Annotated in this window: 19 protein-coding genes; 8 read left to right on the top strand and 11 right to left on the bottom strand. The window is 68.3% G+C overall.

The features are described 5' to 3' along the window. Positions 1-2: 2 nt before the first annotated feature. Together ACT3CF_RS04340 and ACT3CF_RS04335 are read left to right on the top strand one after the other, a co-directional pair. On the top strand, positions 3-1,622 hold the full coding sequence (locus tag ACT3CF_RS04340; protein ID WP_478420644.1) for a flagellar hook-length control protein FliK: 1,620 nt from the start codon (positions 3-5) through the stop codon (positions 1,620-1,622). Between the two features lie 8 nt (positions 1,623-1,630). Next, positions 1,631-2,296: a flagellar hook assembly protein FlgD gene (locus tag ACT3CF_RS04335; RefSeq protein ID WP_478420642.1), complete on the top strand. Its 666-nt coding sequence runs from the start codon at positions 1,631-1,633 to the stop codon at positions 2,294-2,296. 264 nt (positions 2,297-2,560) lie between these two features. On the opposite strand, the gene ACT3CF_RS04330 is transcribed toward ACT3CF_RS04335, so the two are convergent. The 7 genes from ACT3CF_RS04330 to ACT3CF_RS04300 all read right to left on the bottom strand — a co-directional run bounded on the left by ACT3CF_RS04330 (position 2,561) and on the right by ACT3CF_RS04300 (position 7,455). Then, positions 2,561-2,914 (bottom strand): hypothetical protein, encoded by a 354-nt coding sequence (locus ACT3CF_RS04330; protein WP_478420640.1) that lies wholly within the window; start codon positions 2,912-2,914, stop codon positions 2,561-2,563. Between the two features lie 97 nt (positions 2,915-3,011). After that, positions 3,012-3,419, bottom strand: a complete 408-nt coding sequence (locus ACT3CF_RS04325) for a hypothetical protein (RefSeq protein ID WP_478420638.1) — start codon at positions 3,417-3,419, stop codon at positions 3,012-3,014. A gap of 127 nt (positions 3,420-3,546) precedes the next feature. Then, the gene (locus ACT3CF_RS04320; protein ID WP_478420636.1) at positions 3,547-4,374 is read right to left on the bottom strand and encodes a flagellin; all 828 of its coding nucleotides are present in this window, start codon (positions 4,372-4,374) and stop codon (positions 3,547-3,549) included. Positions 4,375-4,698: 324 nt separating this feature from the next. After that, the gene (gene flgH / locus ACT3CF_RS04315) at positions 4,699-5,454 is read right to left on the bottom strand and encodes a flagellar basal body L-ring protein FlgH (RefSeq protein WP_478420634.1); all 756 of its coding nucleotides are present in this window, start codon (positions 5,452-5,454) and stop codon (positions 4,699-4,701) included. Positions 5,455-5,467: 13 nt separating this feature from the next. Beyond that, on the bottom strand, positions 5,468-5,917 hold the full coding sequence (flgA, locus tag ACT3CF_RS04310; RefSeq protein ID WP_478420632.1) for a flagellar basal body P-ring formation chaperone FlgA: 450 nt from the start codon (positions 5,915-5,917) through the stop codon (positions 5,468-5,470). Continuing rightward, complete coding sequence (gene flgG / locus ACT3CF_RS04305) at positions 5,917-6,699, bottom strand: flagellar basal-body rod protein FlgG (protein ID WP_478420630.1); 783 nt, start codon at positions 6,697-6,699, stop codon at positions 5,917-5,919. The genes flgA and flgG overlap by 1 nt, the downstream gene beginning before the upstream one ends. 18 nt (positions 6,700-6,717) lie before the next feature. Beyond that, positions 6,718-7,455, bottom strand: coding sequence for a flagellar hook basal-body protein (locus ACT3CF_RS04300; RefSeq protein WP_478420628.1), 738 nt, complete (start codon positions 7,453-7,455; stop codon positions 6,718-6,720). 114 nt (positions 7,456-7,569) lie between these two features. Between ACT3CF_RS04300 and ACT3CF_RS04295 the strand changes: the two genes are divergently transcribed. From ACT3CF_RS04295 to ACT3CF_RS04280, 4 genes are read left to right on the top strand one after another with little or no spacing between them, the layout of a single operon-like run. After that, positions 7,570-8,100, top strand: a complete 531-nt coding sequence (locus ACT3CF_RS04295) for a flagellar basal body-associated FliL family protein (RefSeq protein ID WP_478420626.1) — start codon at positions 7,570-7,572, stop codon at positions 8,098-8,100. Next, complete coding sequence (gene fliM, locus ACT3CF_RS04290) at positions 8,097-9,119, top strand: flagellar motor switch protein FliM (RefSeq protein WP_478420624.1); 1,023 nt, start codon at positions 8,097-8,099, stop codon at positions 9,117-9,119. Before ACT3CF_RS04295 ends, fliM begins: the two co-directional genes overlap by 4 nt. Beyond that, on the top strand, positions 9,116-9,646 hold the full coding sequence (locus tag ACT3CF_RS04285) for a DUF6468 domain-containing protein (RefSeq protein WP_478420622.1): 531 nt from the start codon (positions 9,116-9,118) through the stop codon (positions 9,644-9,646). Before fliM ends, ACT3CF_RS04285 begins: the two co-directional genes overlap by 4 nt. Next, on the top strand, positions 9,646-10,245 hold the full coding sequence (locus tag ACT3CF_RS04280; RefSeq protein ID WP_478420620.1) for a magnesium transporter MgtE N-terminal domain-containing protein: 600 nt from the start codon (positions 9,646-9,648) through the stop codon (positions 10,243-10,245). The genes ACT3CF_RS04285 and ACT3CF_RS04280 overlap by 1 nt, the downstream gene beginning before the upstream one ends. Before the next feature lie 184 nt (positions 10,246-10,429). Here ACT3CF_RS04280 and ACT3CF_RS04275 read toward each other — a convergent pair whose 3' ends face one another. After that, positions 10,430-10,843, bottom strand: a complete 414-nt coding sequence (locus ACT3CF_RS04275; protein WP_478420618.1) for a hypothetical protein — start codon at positions 10,841-10,843, stop codon at positions 10,430-10,432. 76 nt (positions 10,844-10,919) lie between these two features. Between ACT3CF_RS04275 and ACT3CF_RS04270 the strand changes: the two genes are divergently transcribed. Both ACT3CF_RS04270 and ACT3CF_RS04265 read left to right on the top strand, forming a co-directional pair. Then, a complete protein-coding gene (locus tag ACT3CF_RS04270) occupies positions 10,920-11,165 on the top strand; it encodes a hypothetical protein (RefSeq protein ID WP_478420616.1) in 246 nt (81 codons plus the stop codon). Further along, positions 11,165-12,988 carry a hypothetical protein gene (locus tag ACT3CF_RS04265; protein WP_478420614.1) on the top strand — a complete coding sequence of 608 codons (1,824 nt, stop codon included), beginning with the start codon at positions 11,165-11,167 and terminating at the stop codon, positions 12,986-12,988. Before ACT3CF_RS04270 ends, ACT3CF_RS04265 begins: the two co-directional genes overlap by 1 nt. A gap of 234 nt (positions 12,989-13,222) precedes the next feature. Here ACT3CF_RS04265 and ACT3CF_RS04260 read toward each other — a convergent pair whose 3' ends face one another. Genes ACT3CF_RS04260 through ACT3CF_RS04250 form a run of 3 tightly spaced genes read right to left on the bottom strand, consistent with a single transcriptional unit; the run spans position 13,223 to position 17,576 of the window. Beyond that, on the bottom strand, positions 13,223-14,128 hold the full coding sequence (locus tag ACT3CF_RS04260) for a flagellin (RefSeq protein WP_478420612.1): 906 nt from the start codon (positions 14,126-14,128) through the stop codon (positions 13,223-13,225). 20 nt (positions 14,129-14,148) lie between these two features. Next, complete coding sequence (flgK, locus tag ACT3CF_RS04255) at positions 14,149-16,245, bottom strand: flagellar hook-associated protein FlgK (RefSeq protein WP_478420610.1); 2,097 nt, start codon at positions 16,243-16,245, stop codon at positions 14,149-14,151. Between the two features lie 29 nt (positions 16,246-16,274). Continuing rightward, positions 16,275-17,576 (bottom strand): flagellar hook protein FlgE, encoded by a 1,302-nt coding sequence (locus ACT3CF_RS04250; protein WP_478420608.1) that lies wholly within the window; start codon positions 17,574-17,576, stop codon positions 16,275-16,277. Positions 17,577-17,664: the final 88 nt, after the last annotated feature.

Below are 17,664 nucleotides of genomic sequence, written 5' to 3'. Positions count from 1 at the left end.
GCATGCAAGTCAGTCTGATCGGCTTCCCCACCGGCAATGGCGCAGGACAGGGGGCAGCGGCGGGCAATGCCGATGCCGGCTTTGCCCAGGCGCTGGAAGGCATGCTCGCCGGAATGCCGATCGGCACGGGCAATCCCGCCGCCATGCGCGGCAACGGCGCCGCGACGGTCGACGCCGCGACGCTGGGCACGCAGCCCAATGGTGTGGCGGGCGATCCGGCACTCGAGGCGGCTGCGCTGCTGAACGAGGCCGGGGCTGCGCCCACCGTGGCCGTCCCCGCCAACGGCGCGGTGCCGGCGACCGATGCCGCCAACCTTGCCGTTTCCGCCGAGCAAAACCCCGCCCTTCCCGCCCCGAACGCGGAACACCATCTCGGCGAAGCGCCGCGCGAACCGTCGCGATCGCCGCTGTCGGGCCTGCAGTCGCGCCCGACGCTGGCGCAACTGCTGACCACCGCTACGGCGACGCCAACCGCTGCTTCGAACGATCCGAGCCAGGGCGCGGCAACGACGTCGGCAAACCAGACGTCGGCAAACCAGACGCCGACGCCGCACGCCGCAACCGGCACCGCCGCCCGGATGAGCGGCGTCGCAGGCCAGGCGCTTGCCGCGGCATTGGCCGCCAACGGGCTGGCCACCGGCGACACGCCCCAGGTTCCCGGCGACGGCACCGAGCCCCGCCTGGCCGCCACCGCGACGGATGCCGACGGCAAGCCGGTGTCAACCAAGCTTCCGGGCGAGGCGCCGCTTCCCGATACGGGCAAGGACATGGCCGCCACGCCGCAGCCCGACGGTGCAGCGATTGCCGTCGCCGCCGCGGTTTCCGCCGAACGGTCCCCTGCCCCGGCCCCCGCCCAGCCCGAAACGCCTGCGCGCGGCCCCCGCAATGCGGGCGGCAGCAGCGCGCGGCGCATGGGCGATGCGACCACCCCGGCAAACCCGACGGCGATGGCCGGCGGCGGCGCCGCGCCCACGACCGGCGACGCAGCGGCGAAGCCCGACGCGACCGCGGCGCGCACGCTGCGCGGCGGCGTCGACGCGAGCGGCGCGGGCGATCCCGCCCCGGCGCATGGCAGCCATGGCGATGCCGGCACGCCGAGCTTTGCACACCAGCTTGCCGCCGCGGGAACCGGCGCAGCGACGCCGACGTCCGAAGCCGGCGCCAAGGCCGCAGCAGAACCGGTGGTGAACGCACGCCCCGGCCAGATCGGACACGCCATGGGCGTCGAGATCGCCCGCAGCGTCGGCACTGGCCAGGATACGCTTCGCGTCCGCCTGAACCCCGGCGAGCTCGGCCGCGTCGAGGTGACGCTGCAGTTCGACGACAAGGGCACGCTGCAGGCGACGGTTCGCGCCGAGAGCGCGCATGCGCTGGAACTGCTGCGCCAGGACGCGCCGCAGCTTGCCCGCACGCTCGATCAGGCAGGCATCCGCGCCGACGCGCAGAGCTTCCGCTTCGAAAGCCGCAGCGGCGATTCGAACGGCTTTGCCCAGCAGCAGTCGGGCGGCGGACAGGGCCAGCAACAGGGCCGCGGCCGCTATGCCGCGACCGACGACAACAACATCAGTGAAGCCGCGTATCGCCCCGTCCGCAGCGACGGCCAAGTCGACCTTCTAGCCTGAGAGAAACCATGGTTACCGCAACCTCTGCCGCCGGCGCCGCCGCGACGAACACGACCGACACCGGTTCGAACGCGATGAACAAGCTGGGTTCGGACTATCAGATGTTCCTGAAGCTGCTGACGACGCAGCTTCAGAACCAGGATCCGATGAACCCGATGGATACCTCGCAATACACGCAGCAGCTGGTGCAGTATTCGCAGGTCGAGCAGTCGATCCAGCAGAACACCACGCTGAAGTCGATCCTGGCCAGCCTGGGCACGCAGAACCTGACGCAGGCGTCGTCGCTGATCGGGCGCGAGGTCGAGACCAATTCGGCCGAGTCGGGCCTGACCGCAGCGTCGCCCGCGCAGTGGAACTGGAGCGCGCCGCGCAACGTCAGCTCGCTCGTCGCGACGATCACCGATTCGAAGGGCGTGATCGTCGACACGCGCACGGTCGACGCCACGGGCGCCAGCGGGACGTTCAGCTGGGACGGCCTGAACAGCAAGGGCAAGCAGGCCGCGCCGGGCACCTATACCGTGTCGTTCAAGGCCGCCGATTCGAACGGCACCGACCTGACCGTCACGGCGCACGCGACCGGCAAGGTGAGCGACGTTCAGCTGGCCAACGGCGCCGTTCTGGTAACGGTAAACGGCAAGCAAGTGTCGTCGGGCGACCTGGTGCGCATCGGCTGACGCGATTTCCCCGCCCCCACCGGGGATGCGACGGCCCGGCAGCCCCGCTGCCGGGCCGTTTCGTTTTGAGACAAAAGGAACGACCCCTGCGTCAGGTTGCACGGACGATCGACGCCGATACGGCGCGCGATCGCGCCGTTCGGCGGCCGGAAACTGTCGTTCAGACGCGAAAAAGGCGCGATGGGAGGAACCCCGTGGCGCTGTAGGAAATGCACCCCCGCCCCCTGCCCCGCCGCACGGCGGCGCGGCCCGGGCGCGACCCGATCAGCAGGCCGCAGCGGGCAGCAGCGGCACGTTGCGCGTGCCGACGGGAAGCTGGATCAGCTCGGCCGTCGTCGAGCCGCCGCGTGCCGCCGGCACCTCGCGCACGGCAAAGCCGTCGACGGTGCAGCCCGGCAGCCCGACGGGCGCGGTGAGCATCGCGATGCAATCGGCGATCGAAGGATCCTCACGCGGGCCGATCGTGTCGAGCACGTCGGCAAGCGTCATTCCGGGCGCCTGGAGCGCGCGTTCGGCCGCGGCATTCCACAGCGCGCCGAGATCGGCGACGCCGAGCGTGAAGCTGACATTGTAAGCCATGGCGGAACCGTTCTGGTTCTCGATTTCGCGACCCTGCATTATCGACTGCCCTTCCTTCCCCGTTCGGCGGCGGCCAATTAACCTCACGAGCCCCATAGCGCGAAGCCCGTGCTTCTCCCCTAGGTAATTTCCAGCATCAATGCACGCGTGCTTCTGCACGCCGCGCGAGTTCGCGCGCATGGGCGGAAACGAGACAGAGTTCGGCGTAGAGACGGTCCCAGAAGGGCGCAGGAATGCGCAGATCGACCCCACCCGGCTGGACGATGCCGATCGTCGCGGCAGGCTCCAGCCCCAGGTCGAAGCGCGTGGTGAACATCCCCTCGACATGTTCGTCGGGAAGCGGGTGCGGGACCGAGAGACGCGCCGACATGATGAAACCGGCGAGCACGTCCACGCCATAGCCGTCGAGCAGGACACGCGGGCGTCCCGTCACGTCCGGGCGCTCGATCACGATCAGCGCGCCCGACGGATGCTCCTCGACACTGACCCGCAGCCGGCTGCCGAAAGCGTCAGTGATTTCGCGGATCCGTGGGAACAAGAACATCCTCCTGTATTCCCACTATTATAGACTAATAACAGATTTACGACGCCGTTTTACAAAAAAAAGGGGCCGGAGCGGTTTCCCGCTCCGGCCCCCGTCAGGGCATTCGCTTCCAGGGTTAAGCGAAGCCTTAACGGAACAGCGAGGTGATGACCTGCGGCGCCTGGTTGGCGATCGACAGGGCCTGCACACCGAGCTGCTGCTTCACCTGCAGAGCCTGCAGGCGAGCCGATTCCTTGGCGAGGTCGGCGTCGACGAGGTTGCCGATGCCCGAGGTCACCACGTCCGACAGCTTGCCGACGAAAGTGGTCTGGTTGTCGATCTTACGCGAACCGGCACCCAGATCGGACAGGCTGGTCTTCACATCCTTCTGGATGTTGTCGAGCGTGGTCACCATCGTCTTCGCGTTGGCAGCCGAGGTAAGGTCACCGGTCATCGCGGTGATCACCTTGGTGTCGAGCGACTGGTTGGCGACGTCGAGGGTCGCGGCGTTGGGATCAGTCGACTGAAGCGCCTTCACTTCCTTCGAAGTGCCGCTCGACGACAGCAGGTTCGTGCCGTTGAACGACGACGAGTTGATGATCGTCGTGATCTGATCCTTGAGCGCCGTGAAGTCCTTGGCGATCGCAGCGCGGCTGTCGGCGTCCATGCCGGCGTCCGACGCTTCGGTGGCCTTCGACTTCATCTGGTTGACGATGTCGGAGATCTGCTCCGCACCGGCAACCGCGACGTCAACCGTGCTCTTCGCGCGGCTGAGCGACGACGTGACCGCCTTCATGCCGCCCAGGTCGCTGCGCAGCGTCTGAGCGATCGTGAACGAAGCCGAGTCGTCCTTGGTCGACGAAACCGCCAGGCCGGTGTTGATGCGGCTCTGGGTGGTCGAGAGGTCCTTGCTGGTCTGATTCAGGCTCTGAAGAGCCGCCATCGCGCCGACGTTGGTGTTAACCGAAAAAGCCATGATGATTTCCTTCTTGGAATAGGGCCGCTTCTGCGACCCGGGCCGGAATTCGCCGACCCTCGACCGGACGCGTGCGCGTCCTGCACCTCCATTTTGGGAAGAAATCGGCGCCGACCAAAATCATCCAACAAAATTAAATGGTTAGCGGAACATTAACCTAAATCCCGTCCCGCCGGCCGTGCCCGGAAGCCGCAGAATTCCGGGCGAAAACGAGCCGAAGGTGCCGATTTGATGCGGTAGAAAAAAACCGCTCCGGCACAGGGCCGGAGCGGTCGATCGGAGCCGATGCGCGCGCCGGAAGCGCCGCGAACCGGACAGGATGGATCAGAAGGGGAAGAGCGCGTCGTAGATCTGCTGCCCCCACCGCGCCTGCTGCGCATCGGTGAGCTGGCCCTTGCCGCCATAGATCACGCGCGCCTCGGCGATCTGGGTATGCTGGATCGAATTGTCGCGCGAAATGTCCTGCGGACGGATGAGGCCGGTGATGATGAGTTCGCGCATCTCGAAATTGACGCGAACCTCCTGCCGGCCGCGGATCATCAGATTGCCGTTGGGCAGCACCTGGGTGACGATGGCGGCCATCGTCATGTTGACCGTTTCCGAACGGTTGGTGGTGCCGCCGCCGGTATATTTCGAATCCGAACTGGTATCGACGAGCTTTGCCGGGTCCGGATTGCCGGGCAGGAACTTCGACAGCGGCGTCTGGAGGCCGAGCAGCCCCGCGACCCCGCCGGTTTCCTTGCCGCCGCGCGTCCGCGACGTGGTGTTGCCGATATCGGCCTTGTCCTGGATGTTGATCTTGATCGTCAGGATGTCGCCGAGCCGGCTCGCGCGCTGATCGCGGAACAGCGTGCCCGCGCCGACGCGGAACAGCGAGGCGCTGGGCGCCTGTGCCGGGGCCGCGGCGAGCGGACGCCCCTCACGATCGGCGGGCACCGAGAGCGACGCTTCGAGGTCGGGCGTCGCCACCGGCTCCATCGTCGAGAGCTTGGGCGCCTTGCCCACCGTCTTGAGCCGGCCGACGGCACCGCAGCCCGAAAGCGAGGCGGTGATCGCCACCGCCAGAAGGATCTTGCGCATCATCAATTCCTGTTCAGGGAGTCGTGATCCGGACGGTGCCCGAACCTTCGACGGTTGCGTCGAGCGTGCGACTGGTCGAATCCGCCACGACGCGGACGGTCTCGCCCGCCGCGCCGCCGGTAAGCGCCCGCCCGGCAGTGGTGATGACGAGCGGCCCGCTGACCACGCGGATCGTCACCTGTTCGCCGCGCCGCACGAGCTGCGGCCGGAGTACGTCGCCGGCGCGGACCACCGAGCCGGCCGTCAGGCGGCGCGCCGCCTCCATCCCCGCCGCCTCTTCGGCCGCGAGGGCGCCGCGCGCCGCGCCCGCCGGGCGCGGTTCGATCACGAGGTCGCCCCGTTCGATGCGCGCGCCGCGTTCGATCGCATGCGCGAGCACCGCGACGGGCACCTCCTGCGGGCCGGCCGCCTGGCCGGCCGGGCCGGACACGCCGGCCAGCATCAGGGCGACGAGCGCGATCATCAGCGCAACTGGCTGGTCGTCGCCAGCATTTCGTCGGTCGTCTTCACGACGCGGCTGTTCATCTCATAGGCGCGCTGCGCGCTGATGAGCGCCGTGATTTCGCCGACCGGGTTGACGTTCGACGCCTCGACGAACTTCTGCGTGATCGTGCCGAAACCCGGCTGGCCCGGCGCCGCGGTGGTCGGCGTGCCCGAAGCCGCGGTTTCGAGGAAGAGGTTGCCGCCCTGCGCCTCGAGCCCGGATTCGTTCATGAAGGTCGCCAGTTCGAGCTGACCGACCGTCTGGGGCTGCGGATTGCCCGACACGAGCACCTGGACCTCGCCGGTCTTGGACACGGTGACGTCGAGCGCGCCCTGCGGGATCGTGATCCCCGGCTGAACCGGATAGCCGTCCTGCGTGACCAGTTCGCCCTGGTCCGACACGCCGAACGAGCCGTCGCGGGTATAGGCGGTGTCGCCCGAGGGCAGCAGCACCTGGAAATAGCCGCGGCCGGTGATCGCCATGTCGTACTGGTTGTCGGTCTGCTGCAGCGAGCCCTGCGTCTGGATGCGGTAGATGCCGCCGGTCTTCACACCCGCGCCGATCTGGATGCCGGTGGGGGCGCGCGTCTGGCTGCCGGTGGCGGCACCCGGGCGCTGGACCTGTTCATAGAGCAGGTCCTGGAACTCGGCGCGCTGCTTCTTGAACGCGGTCGTGTTCATGTTGGCGATGTTGTTCGAGATCACATCGACGTTGGTCTGCTGGGCAAGCATGCCCGTACTGGCGATGGAAAGAGAGCGCATCGACTATCCTTTCTGGGATCAGCTGATCCGGCCGAGCCGGTCGATTGCCTTCTTGCGAAGGTCGGTGAGACTGTCGGAAAGCCGCGCGCTGTTCTGATAGGCACGCAGGATTTCCACCATGTCGGTGGTTTCGGTGATGGCGTTGACGTTCGAGCCCTCGACCCCGCCGCTGCGCAGGCGCGTTTCGCCCGCGCTGAGCTCGCGGCCGTTGGCGCCCGTCATCAGTCCGTCGCCGCGCGGATCGACCGTCGCCTCGTCGAACACGGTGACGGTGAGGCGCCCGAGCGGACCGTTCGGTCCGTTGACGGTGCCGTCCTGGCCGATCGTGATGCGGCCCGCATCCTCGGTGGGCACGGTGATCGGCTTGCCGCCCTCGCCCAGCAGCCGCTGGCCGCCGGCGGTGGCGAGCTCGCCCGTCTGAAGCACCTTGATGAAGCCCGCGCGCGTATAGGCGGTGCCGCCATCGGGGGCCTCGACGCTGAGATAGCCCTGCCCCTCGATCATCACGTCGAGCGGGTTGTCGGTGGGCTGGAACGTGCCCTGCGAAGCATCGTGCACCGCGCCGTAATCGAGGACGTAGGACGTCTTCTTGGCGGGCGGGATCGCACTGTCGGTATCCTCCACATATTCGCGGAAGACCGGCTGCTCGCGCTTGAACCCGACCGTATTCATATTGGCGAGGTTGTTCGCCGTGACGTCGAGCCGGCGCCGAAGCGCCTGTTCCTGGCTGATAAGTACGTAAGACGAGACGTCCAAGGCACCATCCTTCAAAAATTGCCGCTAGGCAGAAATTGCCGGGTGACGATCCTATAATAGGAGAAAATGCAGCGGCCGGGTGCCGACGCATCGATTTCGAAAGGCCAGGGGTTCATGTCAGCTGAAATCGTCGAAGAGACCGCCGAGGGCGGTGCGGCCGAGGCGCCGCCCAAATCCAAGAAGAAGCTGATCCTGATCGGCGCGGGCGCGGCCGTGCTCGCGCTGGGCGGCGGCGGCGGCGCCTATATGTTCCTGGGCAAGGGCGGCGAGAAGACCGAAGCCGCGGCCGAGGCCAAGGCCCCCGCACCGGCCGAAGGCCATGGCGGCGGCGAAGGGGCCAAGGAAGCGTATATCGACGTGCCGGCGATGGTGGTGAACCTGCGTTCGCCCGACGGCGCCGCGCGCTATCTGAAGATCCACTTCATGATCGTGCCCGGCCCCAAGGCCAATGCCGAGGAACTGAAGAGCCAGCTCCCGCTGCTGATGGACGCGTACCAGCCCTTTCTGCGCGAGCTGCGTCCGGAGGATCTTTCGGGATCGGCCGCCGTGTTCCGCGTGAAGGAAGAAATGATGTCGCGCGCGACGCAGGCGCTGGGCGCCGGCGTGGTGAAGGACATCCTGATCCAGGATCTGGTGCAGCAATGATCGATCTCGACGATTTCGACCTTCCCGAACCCCCGATCCCGGCCGCGGCCGGTGGCGGCGACATCAAGTTCGACCAGGCCGACATCGACGCGCTGTTCGGCGACCTGGGCGGCCCCGCGGTCCAGAAAAAGGGCCTGCGCGCGGTCATCGAATCCAAGGTCATCAGCCAGGAACGGCTGCCGATGCTGGAAGTGGTGTGCGACCGCGTGGTGCGGTCGTTCGCCAGTTCGATGCGCAGCCTGACCTCGGACGCGATCGACGTCAGCCTGGAAGAAGTCACCTCGACGCGCTTCGGCGAGTTCATGAACCGCGTCGCGCTGCCCGCGATGGTCGGCGTGTTCAAGGTGAAGCAGTGGGAAAGCTATGGCATCGTCACGGTTGAATCGGGGCTGATCTATGCCGTGGTCGACGCGCTGCTGGGCGGGCGCGGCGGCGGATCGCAGGTGGTGATCGACGGTCGTGCCTTCACGATGATCGAGACCAACCTGGTCGGCCGGATGCTGACGCTGGCGCTGCGCGATTTCGCCAACGCGTTCGAGCCGATCGAGCCGATCGAGATCGAGCTCGAGCGCATCGAGACCAACCCGCGCTTTGCCGCGATCGCCGGGCCGTCGAACATCTGTGCCGTGACCACGTTCCGCGTCGACATGGAAGGGCGCGGCGGTTGCTTCACGCTGGTGTTCCCGCACGCGACGCTGGAGCCGGTGCGGCACAAGCTGCTCCAGCGCTTCATGGGCGAAAAGAGCGGCCGCGACAGCATCTGGGAGGCGCACATGGCCTCCGAGATCCGTCACACCAACGTCACCGTCAACGTGCTGCTGGGCGAACGCGCAATGCCGCTCGCCGAGCTGAAGTCGCTGGAGGTCGGCCAGACCATCCCGCTTCAGAAGGGTCCGGACGACCCGCTTGATATTGCCTGCGGCGGCATTCCGCTCGCCCAGGCCCAGATCGGCCAGCGCCGCGGCAAGATCGCGGTGCGCCTTGTCACCGATGTTTCCAAGGAAAGGAAAAGGGCATGAACCTCGCGCTCTTCGCCAATGTGCTCACCATCCTCTTTTGCACCGCGGTGCTCGTGCAGAGCGTGCGCATGATGCGCAGCCTGCGCACCGTGAAGGACGGGGCGCTGACCCAGGTCGTACAGGCGCTTGAAAAGGCCACCGGCCAGGCGCGTGCCGTGCTTTCCGACATGAAGACGACGCTGGGCACCGATTGCGCCCAGCATGCCCGCCTGGTCGAACAGGCGCGCGCGCTGCGCGACGAGCTGTCGGTGATGACCGGCATCGCCGACGCCGCGTGCGAGCGCATCGTCAACGCGGTCGGCATCGCCAATTCGCTGCGTTCGCCCGATGCGGCGGAGAAGGCCGAGGCCGAAACGGAGACGGCGGCGACCGACGACGTGATCGCCGAGGCGATCGGAGAGGCCAAGGCCGAGGCCGAGGCCGCGCAGGCGCCGGTGCGCGTCGAGAGCAGCAAGGCCGAACGCGCCCGCGCCAAGGCGCGGCTGGCCGAGGCGCTGCGCGCGCAGTTCCGGTCCGAGGCGGCGTGATGCGTCGCCCCTCATTGTTGCTGATGACCGCCGGCGCCGCGGCGCTGGCGGTGGTCGCGAACGCCGCGACGATCGCCAGCCCGGGCGCGAACCAGAATGCCAACCGCTCGCGGCTGGGCAACCTGATCGAACAGGATCTGAGCAGCGCCGATGCCGCCGCGGCGCAGCGCAAGCGCGCGCTCGACATGCGCGAGCAGGCGACCAAGGCGGCACAGGCGCGGCTCCAGGCCGAGCTGGAGGCGCGGCAGAAGGAAGCCGCCGCGGCCGCACAGACCGGAACGGCGGCAGCGGAACCCGCCGACGCGCAATATGACGAGCTGGCCAAGATCTATCAGGCGATGAAGCCGGCCAAGGCCGCCGTCGTGTTCGAGCAGCTCGACATGGAAGTGCAGATGAAGGTCGCGCAGCGGATGCGCGAACGTTCGACCGCGATGATCCTCGCCGCGATGAACCCGCGCGCCGCCGCCGCGCTGAGCATGGCGCTCGCCCGGCGCAACGCGCGGATGGCGAATGCCGGACTCCGCCCGCCGATGGGCGCCGCCGCACCGGCCCCCGGCGCAGCCCCGGCAGCAGCGCCCAAGCCGGGCGCACGCCGTTGAAGCCGGCCGGGGGCACATCCCCCGGCCGTCCCCCTTTCCAAAGCGCATCGGAACGCCCCGCCAGCCACCCGCCGGCGGGGCGTTTTATTCTGTCCGGTGCAGCGCCGAGATCGACGAGCCGCACAAACGACAAAGGGCGCCGCGGCGGAAACGCCGGACGCCGTTCAGATCCGTGACAACTCGATCAGCCGCGGTCGGCGGCAACCTCGACGATCAGCACGCGGGCGACACCGCCGTCGGCGGCCTTGGCGGCGCTGGTCAGATCATGGTCGAGCTGGACCGCATCGACCGCACGCAGGCCCGAGGCATAGAGGCGCGCAAATTCGAGCGCGGCGGCGACGGTCGCCTCGCGCAGCTTCGGCATTTCCTCGGTCAGACGCGCCGATGCGGCGGCGTCCTGCGCCTCCAGCACGACCTTGAGGCGCAGTTCGCCGTTCATCCGATCGGACTCGACGATCGGGACGGTGATCTCTTCCATCGGTACGAGGTTGAGGTTGCCCCCACCCCCGCCGCCACCGCCCGACGCCTGGGCATTGCCCCCCAAAAAGGGAGCCAGTCCAGTCGTTGCCAAAGCCAGCGCGGCCAAGCCCTTACGCACAACCAAACTCCTGGATCGAAGCCGCTTCGCGGCCACTTCCCTCTATAATAGAGGCAAAACAGTCAAAGGTGCGGATTTGAGCTACGATCAACGCCCCGGACGCATTCGCGTCGTCAGCGAGGGCGCGGCCGGCAATCGCCGCCGCAACGATCCCCAGCCGGCGGACGAGACGGCCGACACCGCGCTGGCGGTGCCGGAACTCGACGCGCTGCCCGCCCCGGCCAAGCCCGGCCTGCCGCTGTTGCAGGCCGCGATCTTCCTCATCACCTGTATCATCGGGGGCGTCGTCGTCGCGGTGGTCCGGCCGTTCGGGCTGGGTTGATGCGCAAGGCCCTGATTGCCCTGCTCGCCGGTGCGGCGACGATCGCCGCCGGCGAACCCGCGGGCCACGAACATGCCGCCGCGCCCACCAATTCGCCGGCGACCACCAGCCCCGCCGCCGCCGCGGCCGGCCCCGCCGCATCGCCCAAGCCGACGACGCTGCCGCCCTTTGCCGCGGTCCTGGCCGAAATGCCGATGATCAGCGGCGCCAAGGGCTGGGAGGCACCCGAGGATGCGGCCGCCTGGGCCAAGCTGGCCAGTGCCAGCCCGGCCGATCGCCAGCTTGCGCGGTGGGACTATGCCCGCGGGCTGGTGGGGCGCGGACGCGGCGCCGAGGCGCTGGGCGTGCTCGACGTGATGCTCGCGTCCGACCAGGACCTGGAAATGGTCGCCGCCTATCGACTGGCGCGCGGCGCCGCGCTTACCGAACTGGAACGCCACGAGGATGCGATGGCGGTGCTGTCGGTCCCCGACCTGGAAAGCAACCCCGAGGCCTGTGCCTGGCGGATGCGCAGCCTGTCGGACGCCGGCGCGTGGAAGGACTCGCTGCGCGAGGTCAACTGCGCGCTGCCCGCGATCAACGGTCGCACCGCCTGGGACCGGATGCCGTTCGTGCTCGCCGCCGCGCGCGCCGCGATCGAGGCCGGACAGCCGCGCCCGGTGCTCAACTGGCTGAAACTCTTTCCCGATCAGCATGCCGAGGCCAATCTGCTGCGCGGACGCGCCTATCTGGCGCTGGGCGAGTATGACGAGGGCCGGTTGCGGCTGGAACGCGCGCGGCTTTCGGGCAGCCCCGAAGTCGTCGCGGCGGCGCGGCTGGGGCTGATCGAGGCGGCGATGGCCACGCACGCGATCAAGCCCGGCGAGGCCGACAAGCAGCTTGAGGCGCTCCGCTTCGGCTGGCGCGGCGGTCCGGTCGAACAGCGCGCGCTGACGCTGCAGCTCCAGATCGCCACCGACGCCAAGGACCTGCGCGGCCAGTTGCGCGCGGGCGCGGCGCTGTTCCGCTATTTCAAGCTGGGTGCCGATGCGACGCCGCTGCTCGTGCGGATGCAGGCGGCGCTCGCCAGCGCGCTCGACCCCAATGGCGGCGTGCCGCTGCCCGAGGCGGCGGGGCTCTATTGGGACTATCGCGAGCTGGCGCCGAGCGGCGCCGACGGCGATCGGCTGGTGCTGCAGCTTGCGGGCCGGCTGGAGAGCAAGGGGCTGTACGCCCGCGCGGCCGAGCTGTTGCAATATCAGCTGACGCAGCGCGCCGAGGACGTGGCGCAAGGCCCGCTTTCGGTGAAGGTCGCCGCGCTCCACATCCTGTCGGGCCGCCCCGACCGCGCGCTCGACGCGATCCGATCGACCGAGCAGCCGAGCTATACGCCCGAGATGCGCGCCGACCGCAAGCGCATGGAAGCAGTCGCGCTGCACCAGCTGGGCAAGGACGCCGCCGCGCTCGCCGCGGTCGACGGGCTGCCCGATGCCGCGGCGATCCGCGCCGAAATCCATTGGCGCAGCAAGGACTGGGGCGCCTTTGCCAGCGAGAATGCCGGCAGCCTGCCGGGTGCCGGCGGCCTGACCACGCCCGGCCAGGCGGCCGTGCTGCGCCAGGCGGTCGCGCTGGCGATGCTGGGGCGTGAGGCCGACCTGCAGGCGTTGCGCCGCCGTTATGGCGCGGCCTTTGCCAAGCTGCCGAGCGGCCCCGCGTTCAACGTGCTGACGCATTCGGTCGGCAGCATCGACCCGGGCAGCATCGGCGCGGCGATGGCCGCGATCCCGAGCGCCAGTTCGGCGGGAACGCTGGGCGACCTGCTCGACGCGTCGCCGAGTTCCTGACCCGGCCCCGACCATCCTGTCCGACAGCATGACGCCGCGGTTCCCCCAGGGAGCCGCGGCGTTTTGCCATGCGCGTACCATGCGCGTGCCGGGCGCGTGCCGGGCGCGTGCCGGGCGCGGGGCGCTCCCGCGAGGCGATCGCGCGAGCGACCCACGAAAACGGGGCGGAGGTTGCCCCCCGCCCCGCAGATCGTCGCGTCGATGCCGGCCCGGTGCCGGATCAGCGGCGCCGGATCACTGAAGATAACTGGCGAGGCTGAGCCCGCTGAGCTTCGAGAACACCGAATAGCTCGCCTGGAGCATCGCCATCTGCTGCGACAGGTCGACGACGACCTGGCCCATATCGGCGTCCTCGTTGTTGGCGATGACGTCGTTGAGCAGCACGCCGCGCTCCTCGCCGCGCTGCGTCAGCGTTTCGACCTGGTTCTGGCGGCGACCGTTGTCGGCGTTGACCGAGCGCAGCGAATCGAGCCCGCCGTCGAGCTGGCCGACGGCGGTCTTGAGCGCGTTCATCTGGGTCGCGTCGGGCGTGCCGCTGATCGGCCCGGCCTGGGCGAGCGTCTGGAACACCGTGTAGAGGCCCTTGCCGAAGTCGCTGGCGGTAATGCCATAGGTGACGTCGACACCGTCGGCGACGCGCGCGCTGGCGCGGACATCGTCATCCTTGAACGCGTCGGCCGCAGGCGTCGTCGCCGCGTCGGACAGCTTTTCGACGGCAAAGGGCAGGTCCGAGGTCTGCGATCCCGCGAACAGCGGCGTGCCGCCTTCCATCGCGTTGACCGAGGTGCGGAACTGCGAAAACGCGGCGTCGATCTGTTCCTGAAGCCCGGCCGCCTTGCCCGTGCCGATCGCGGTCAGGATGCTGGTGCGCAGGTCCGAAAAGGTCGAATCGAGACCATCCAGATGCCCCTGATAGAGCGACAGCGTCGTTTCGACGCGCTTGGACACGGTCGACTGCGCCGTCTGGCGCGCAAGCAGCGTGTGCGCCGACAGGTTGCGGACGGTTTCGGTGCCCAGATCGGCGAAGTCGACCGACTTCTTGCCGGTCGAAAGCCGCTTCTGGGTAACTGCCAGCTTTTCCTGCGTCCGCGAAATCGCGTCCGACATGGTCCGCTGAAGTGGAATGGTGGCGACGCGCATTGTTCAGACCCCTCTAGCCGTCATTTAACCATGGCAAGCAGCGTATCGTACATCTGCGTCGCGGTCGTGATGACCCGCGCCGCCGCCGAATAGCTGTTTTGAAGTACGACCATCTGCGACAGTTCCTCGTCGACATTGACGCCCGAGAAGCTGTCGCGGCGGCTGACCGCGTCGTCGCGGCGGGCGGTGGCGTTGGCGAGGCTGCCCTTCGACTGGCTCGCCTCGAGCCCGGTGCGACCGAGGAACAGGCTGGAGAACTGGTCGACCGTCGCGACGCCGTCCTTGCCCAGATCGACCGTCTTGGTGAGCCGGTCGATGAAGTCGGTCGCGCCGCGAAGATCGCCCGCACCCAGCACCTTGGTGCCGACCGCCCCCGGCTGAAGCCGGGCGAGCGGCACCTTGCTCGCGTCGTTGAACATCGGCGCCGTGACCGCGGCCGTGGTCAACCCGCTCGAATTGCCGGTGAGGCCCATCAGCGCCGACAGCGTGCGGCCGGTATCGCCGCGCTGCGTCGAATCCGACGGGATCGACAGCGTCGCGCCGGCGAGCGCGGTCAGCGGCTGGAAGCGCAGCCGCCCACGGTCGTCGAGATTGAACTTGCCGAAATCGGCGAGCGGGCTGGCGTTGAGATCATTGACGATGTCGTCAAAGGTGCCGCCCGTCGTCGGTTGCAGCGTATAGCTGGTGAGCGCGCGGCCGCTGGGATCGCGCAGCACGATCTGCGTCGTTTCGCCCGTGGTGAAGCCGTGCGGATCGGTCTTTGCGAAGCCCGAGGGCACCAGCGGGCTCATGTCGCTCTGGACCAGGTCGTTGAGCCCGAAGAATTGCGAGACGCCGACGCCGGCGCGCGCGCTGGGCTTGGCCGTATCCTGCGCCACCACGACGCCGTTGCCGGCGCCGGTCGCCGCGATCGTCAGCTTGCCGTTGGCATAGGTGGCGGTGGCGTTGCCGCCGAGCCCGGTGTTGATCGCGCTGACCATGTCGTCGACCGTCGCGCCGGGACCGAGCGCATCGAAGTCGATCGTCGTCCGGGCGACGAGCGTGCCGTCGCTCTTGGTCACGGCGAAATCGGCCTTGCCGGTGAAGCCGAGCCGGTCGGTGCCGGTCAGGCCGGTCGAGCGGCCTTCGAGCTTCGCGGGCGCGGGCACGGTGGTGCCGGCGTTCGAGACGCTGTTGAGCGCCTCGGACATGCCGCTGAACAGCACGCCGAGCTGTTCGGTGAAATTGGGCAGCGCGCGGTCGCGCAGGTCGAGCAGGCCGCCGAGCTTGCCGCCGATCGCCGCCGAATCGATCTTGTCGCCGGTGGCGGCGCCCATATTGCCCTTATCGTCGACAAAGCGGATGTCGATATTGGGGTAGATGGGCTGCGAAATGCCCTGCCCGCTCGTCGGATAGGAAAGCTGTCGCAGCTTCTTGTCGAGCAGTGCGGCGCCGCTGGCGGTTTCGAGCGTGACGCGGCCATCGGGCTGTTCGCGAACGTTCACCGCCATCAGCGAGCTGAGCTCCTGAATCGCGTTCATCCGCTGATCGGCCGAGCCCGCGGCGGTGCGGCCGAGCGCGGTCGCCTGCGAGATCGTGCCGTTGAGATCGTAGATCTGCCGGAGCAGGCCGTTGATGCGGTCGACCGAATAGCCGACCTCGGATTCGACGTCGCCGCGCAGCCCCTCAACGTCGCTGTTGAGCTGCTGCATCGACGAGATCGCGTCCTGGACGTCGGAGGTGAACTGCGCGACCGTCTGGGCCGATGCCTGCGAACCCGTCATCGCGATCGCCGAGGCGTTGACCGCATCGAGCCGCGCGGGCAGCCCCGACGTGGACCCCGGCGTGCCGAGCAGCGCCTGGAGCCGGTCGAGATAGCTCGACGACACGTCGGCCCGGCCATAGTCGCTGGCGCGGCGATAGACGGTCGCTTCGAGAAACTTGTCGGCGATGCGGGTGGGCTCGCCCACCACCACGCCGTTGACATTGCCCGAAACGACGCCGGTGGTGAGGTCCACACGCTCGCGCGCATAGCCCGTCACCCCGACATTGGCGATGTTGTTGGAGACCGCACGGAGTCCCGCCTGCGCCGCAGCGAGGCCGGAAACCGCCGATCCAAGGATTTCATTCAACGCCATCGTCTATCGCCCCTCAACCCGTCCTAATGTCAGCGCTTGAGATCGCTGACTTCGCGCAGCATGTCGTCGACCGTCGTGATGATCTTCGACGCCGCGCTGTAGGCGCGCTGGAAGCGGATCATGTTGGTGAACTCGCTCGCCAGATCGACGGTCGAGGCCTCCAGCGTGTTCGACAACAGCTTGCCCGCGCCGAGCTGGCCCGGGGCGTTCATCGTCATCGTGCCCGACGAACGGTTGCCGCTATAGGCGTTGCCCGATACGCGGGTCAGGCCGTTCGGGTTCGGGAACGTCGCGATCGGGAGCTGGAACACCTTGCGCGTCGAACCGTCGTCGAAGATCGCGCTGACCACGCCGTCGGGCGAGATGTCGGTGGCCGCGATGTTGCCGAGGATGCCGCCGTCGGCGCCGCCGCGGATCATCGACGAGGGCTGACCGAACGAGGTGAGGCCGTTGATGCCGCCGTCGTCGCCGAGGTCGAGCTTGATCGGCACCGAGGTCGCGTTGTTGGTGTAGGTGATGTTGAGCGGCGCAAAGAGCGCCGGCGTCGAACCCGCCTTGTCGAGGCTGCCGTCGCCGTTGAACTTGAGCGTGCCGCTGGCCAGCAGGCCGCCCGCCGCCGTCACGTCGCTCGCCGGGGTGGCGTAGGTTTCCATCTGCCAGGTGTTCGGCCCGGTCTTGAGGAACGACATGTTGAGCTGGTGGCTGCCGCCCTGCGAGTCATAGATCGTGAAGGGACGCGTGAAGGTCGGCGTGACCGCACCCGACGCCATGTCGCCGGCGGCGTAGGCCCCGGCATAGGCGGTGGTATCCGACTGGAGGTTGATGCGCGCTTCCAGCTTGGTGGTGGGCGCCGCCGTGCCGACGAGGTCGCTCAGCCGGACCGGCTGCAGCGCGTCGACGCTGCCGGTGTTGGTGTAGTTGCCGGTGGCATCGAGGCGCCAGCCATAGAGGTACATGCCCGACGAGTTGCGCATGAAGCCCTGCTCGTCCGGCTTGAACGAGCCGGCGCGGGTATAGGCCACCGGATCGTTGCCCGACACGCCCGTGCGCGTGATGAAGAAGCCGTCGCCGTTGATGGCGAGGTCGGTGCTGCTGCCGGTCGCCTGGGGCAGGCCCTGCTTGGTGACCTGCGTGATCGGTGTCGCCGCGACGCCGCCCGCCGAATAGCTCGACGCCGAACGGCCGTCGGTCACCAGCGTGCGGAACTGCGCCTCGACGCCCTTATAGGCGACGGTGTTGATGTTGGTGATGTTGTCCGCGACGGTGGCCATCGCGCTCGACTGCGCATTCAGACCCGACACACCGGCGTAAAGGGCAGAATAGAGGCTCAATTTATGCACTCCCCAATTGCCTGCGGATCGATCGCGCAGGCCACGGGAGCATTTTAGGAAGAACTTCGGCGCGCCCAAAGGCTAGGCA

The organism is Sphingomonas chlorellae, from assembly GCF_056485145.1.
This window is presented reverse-complemented; position numbering and strand designations above follow the sequence as displayed.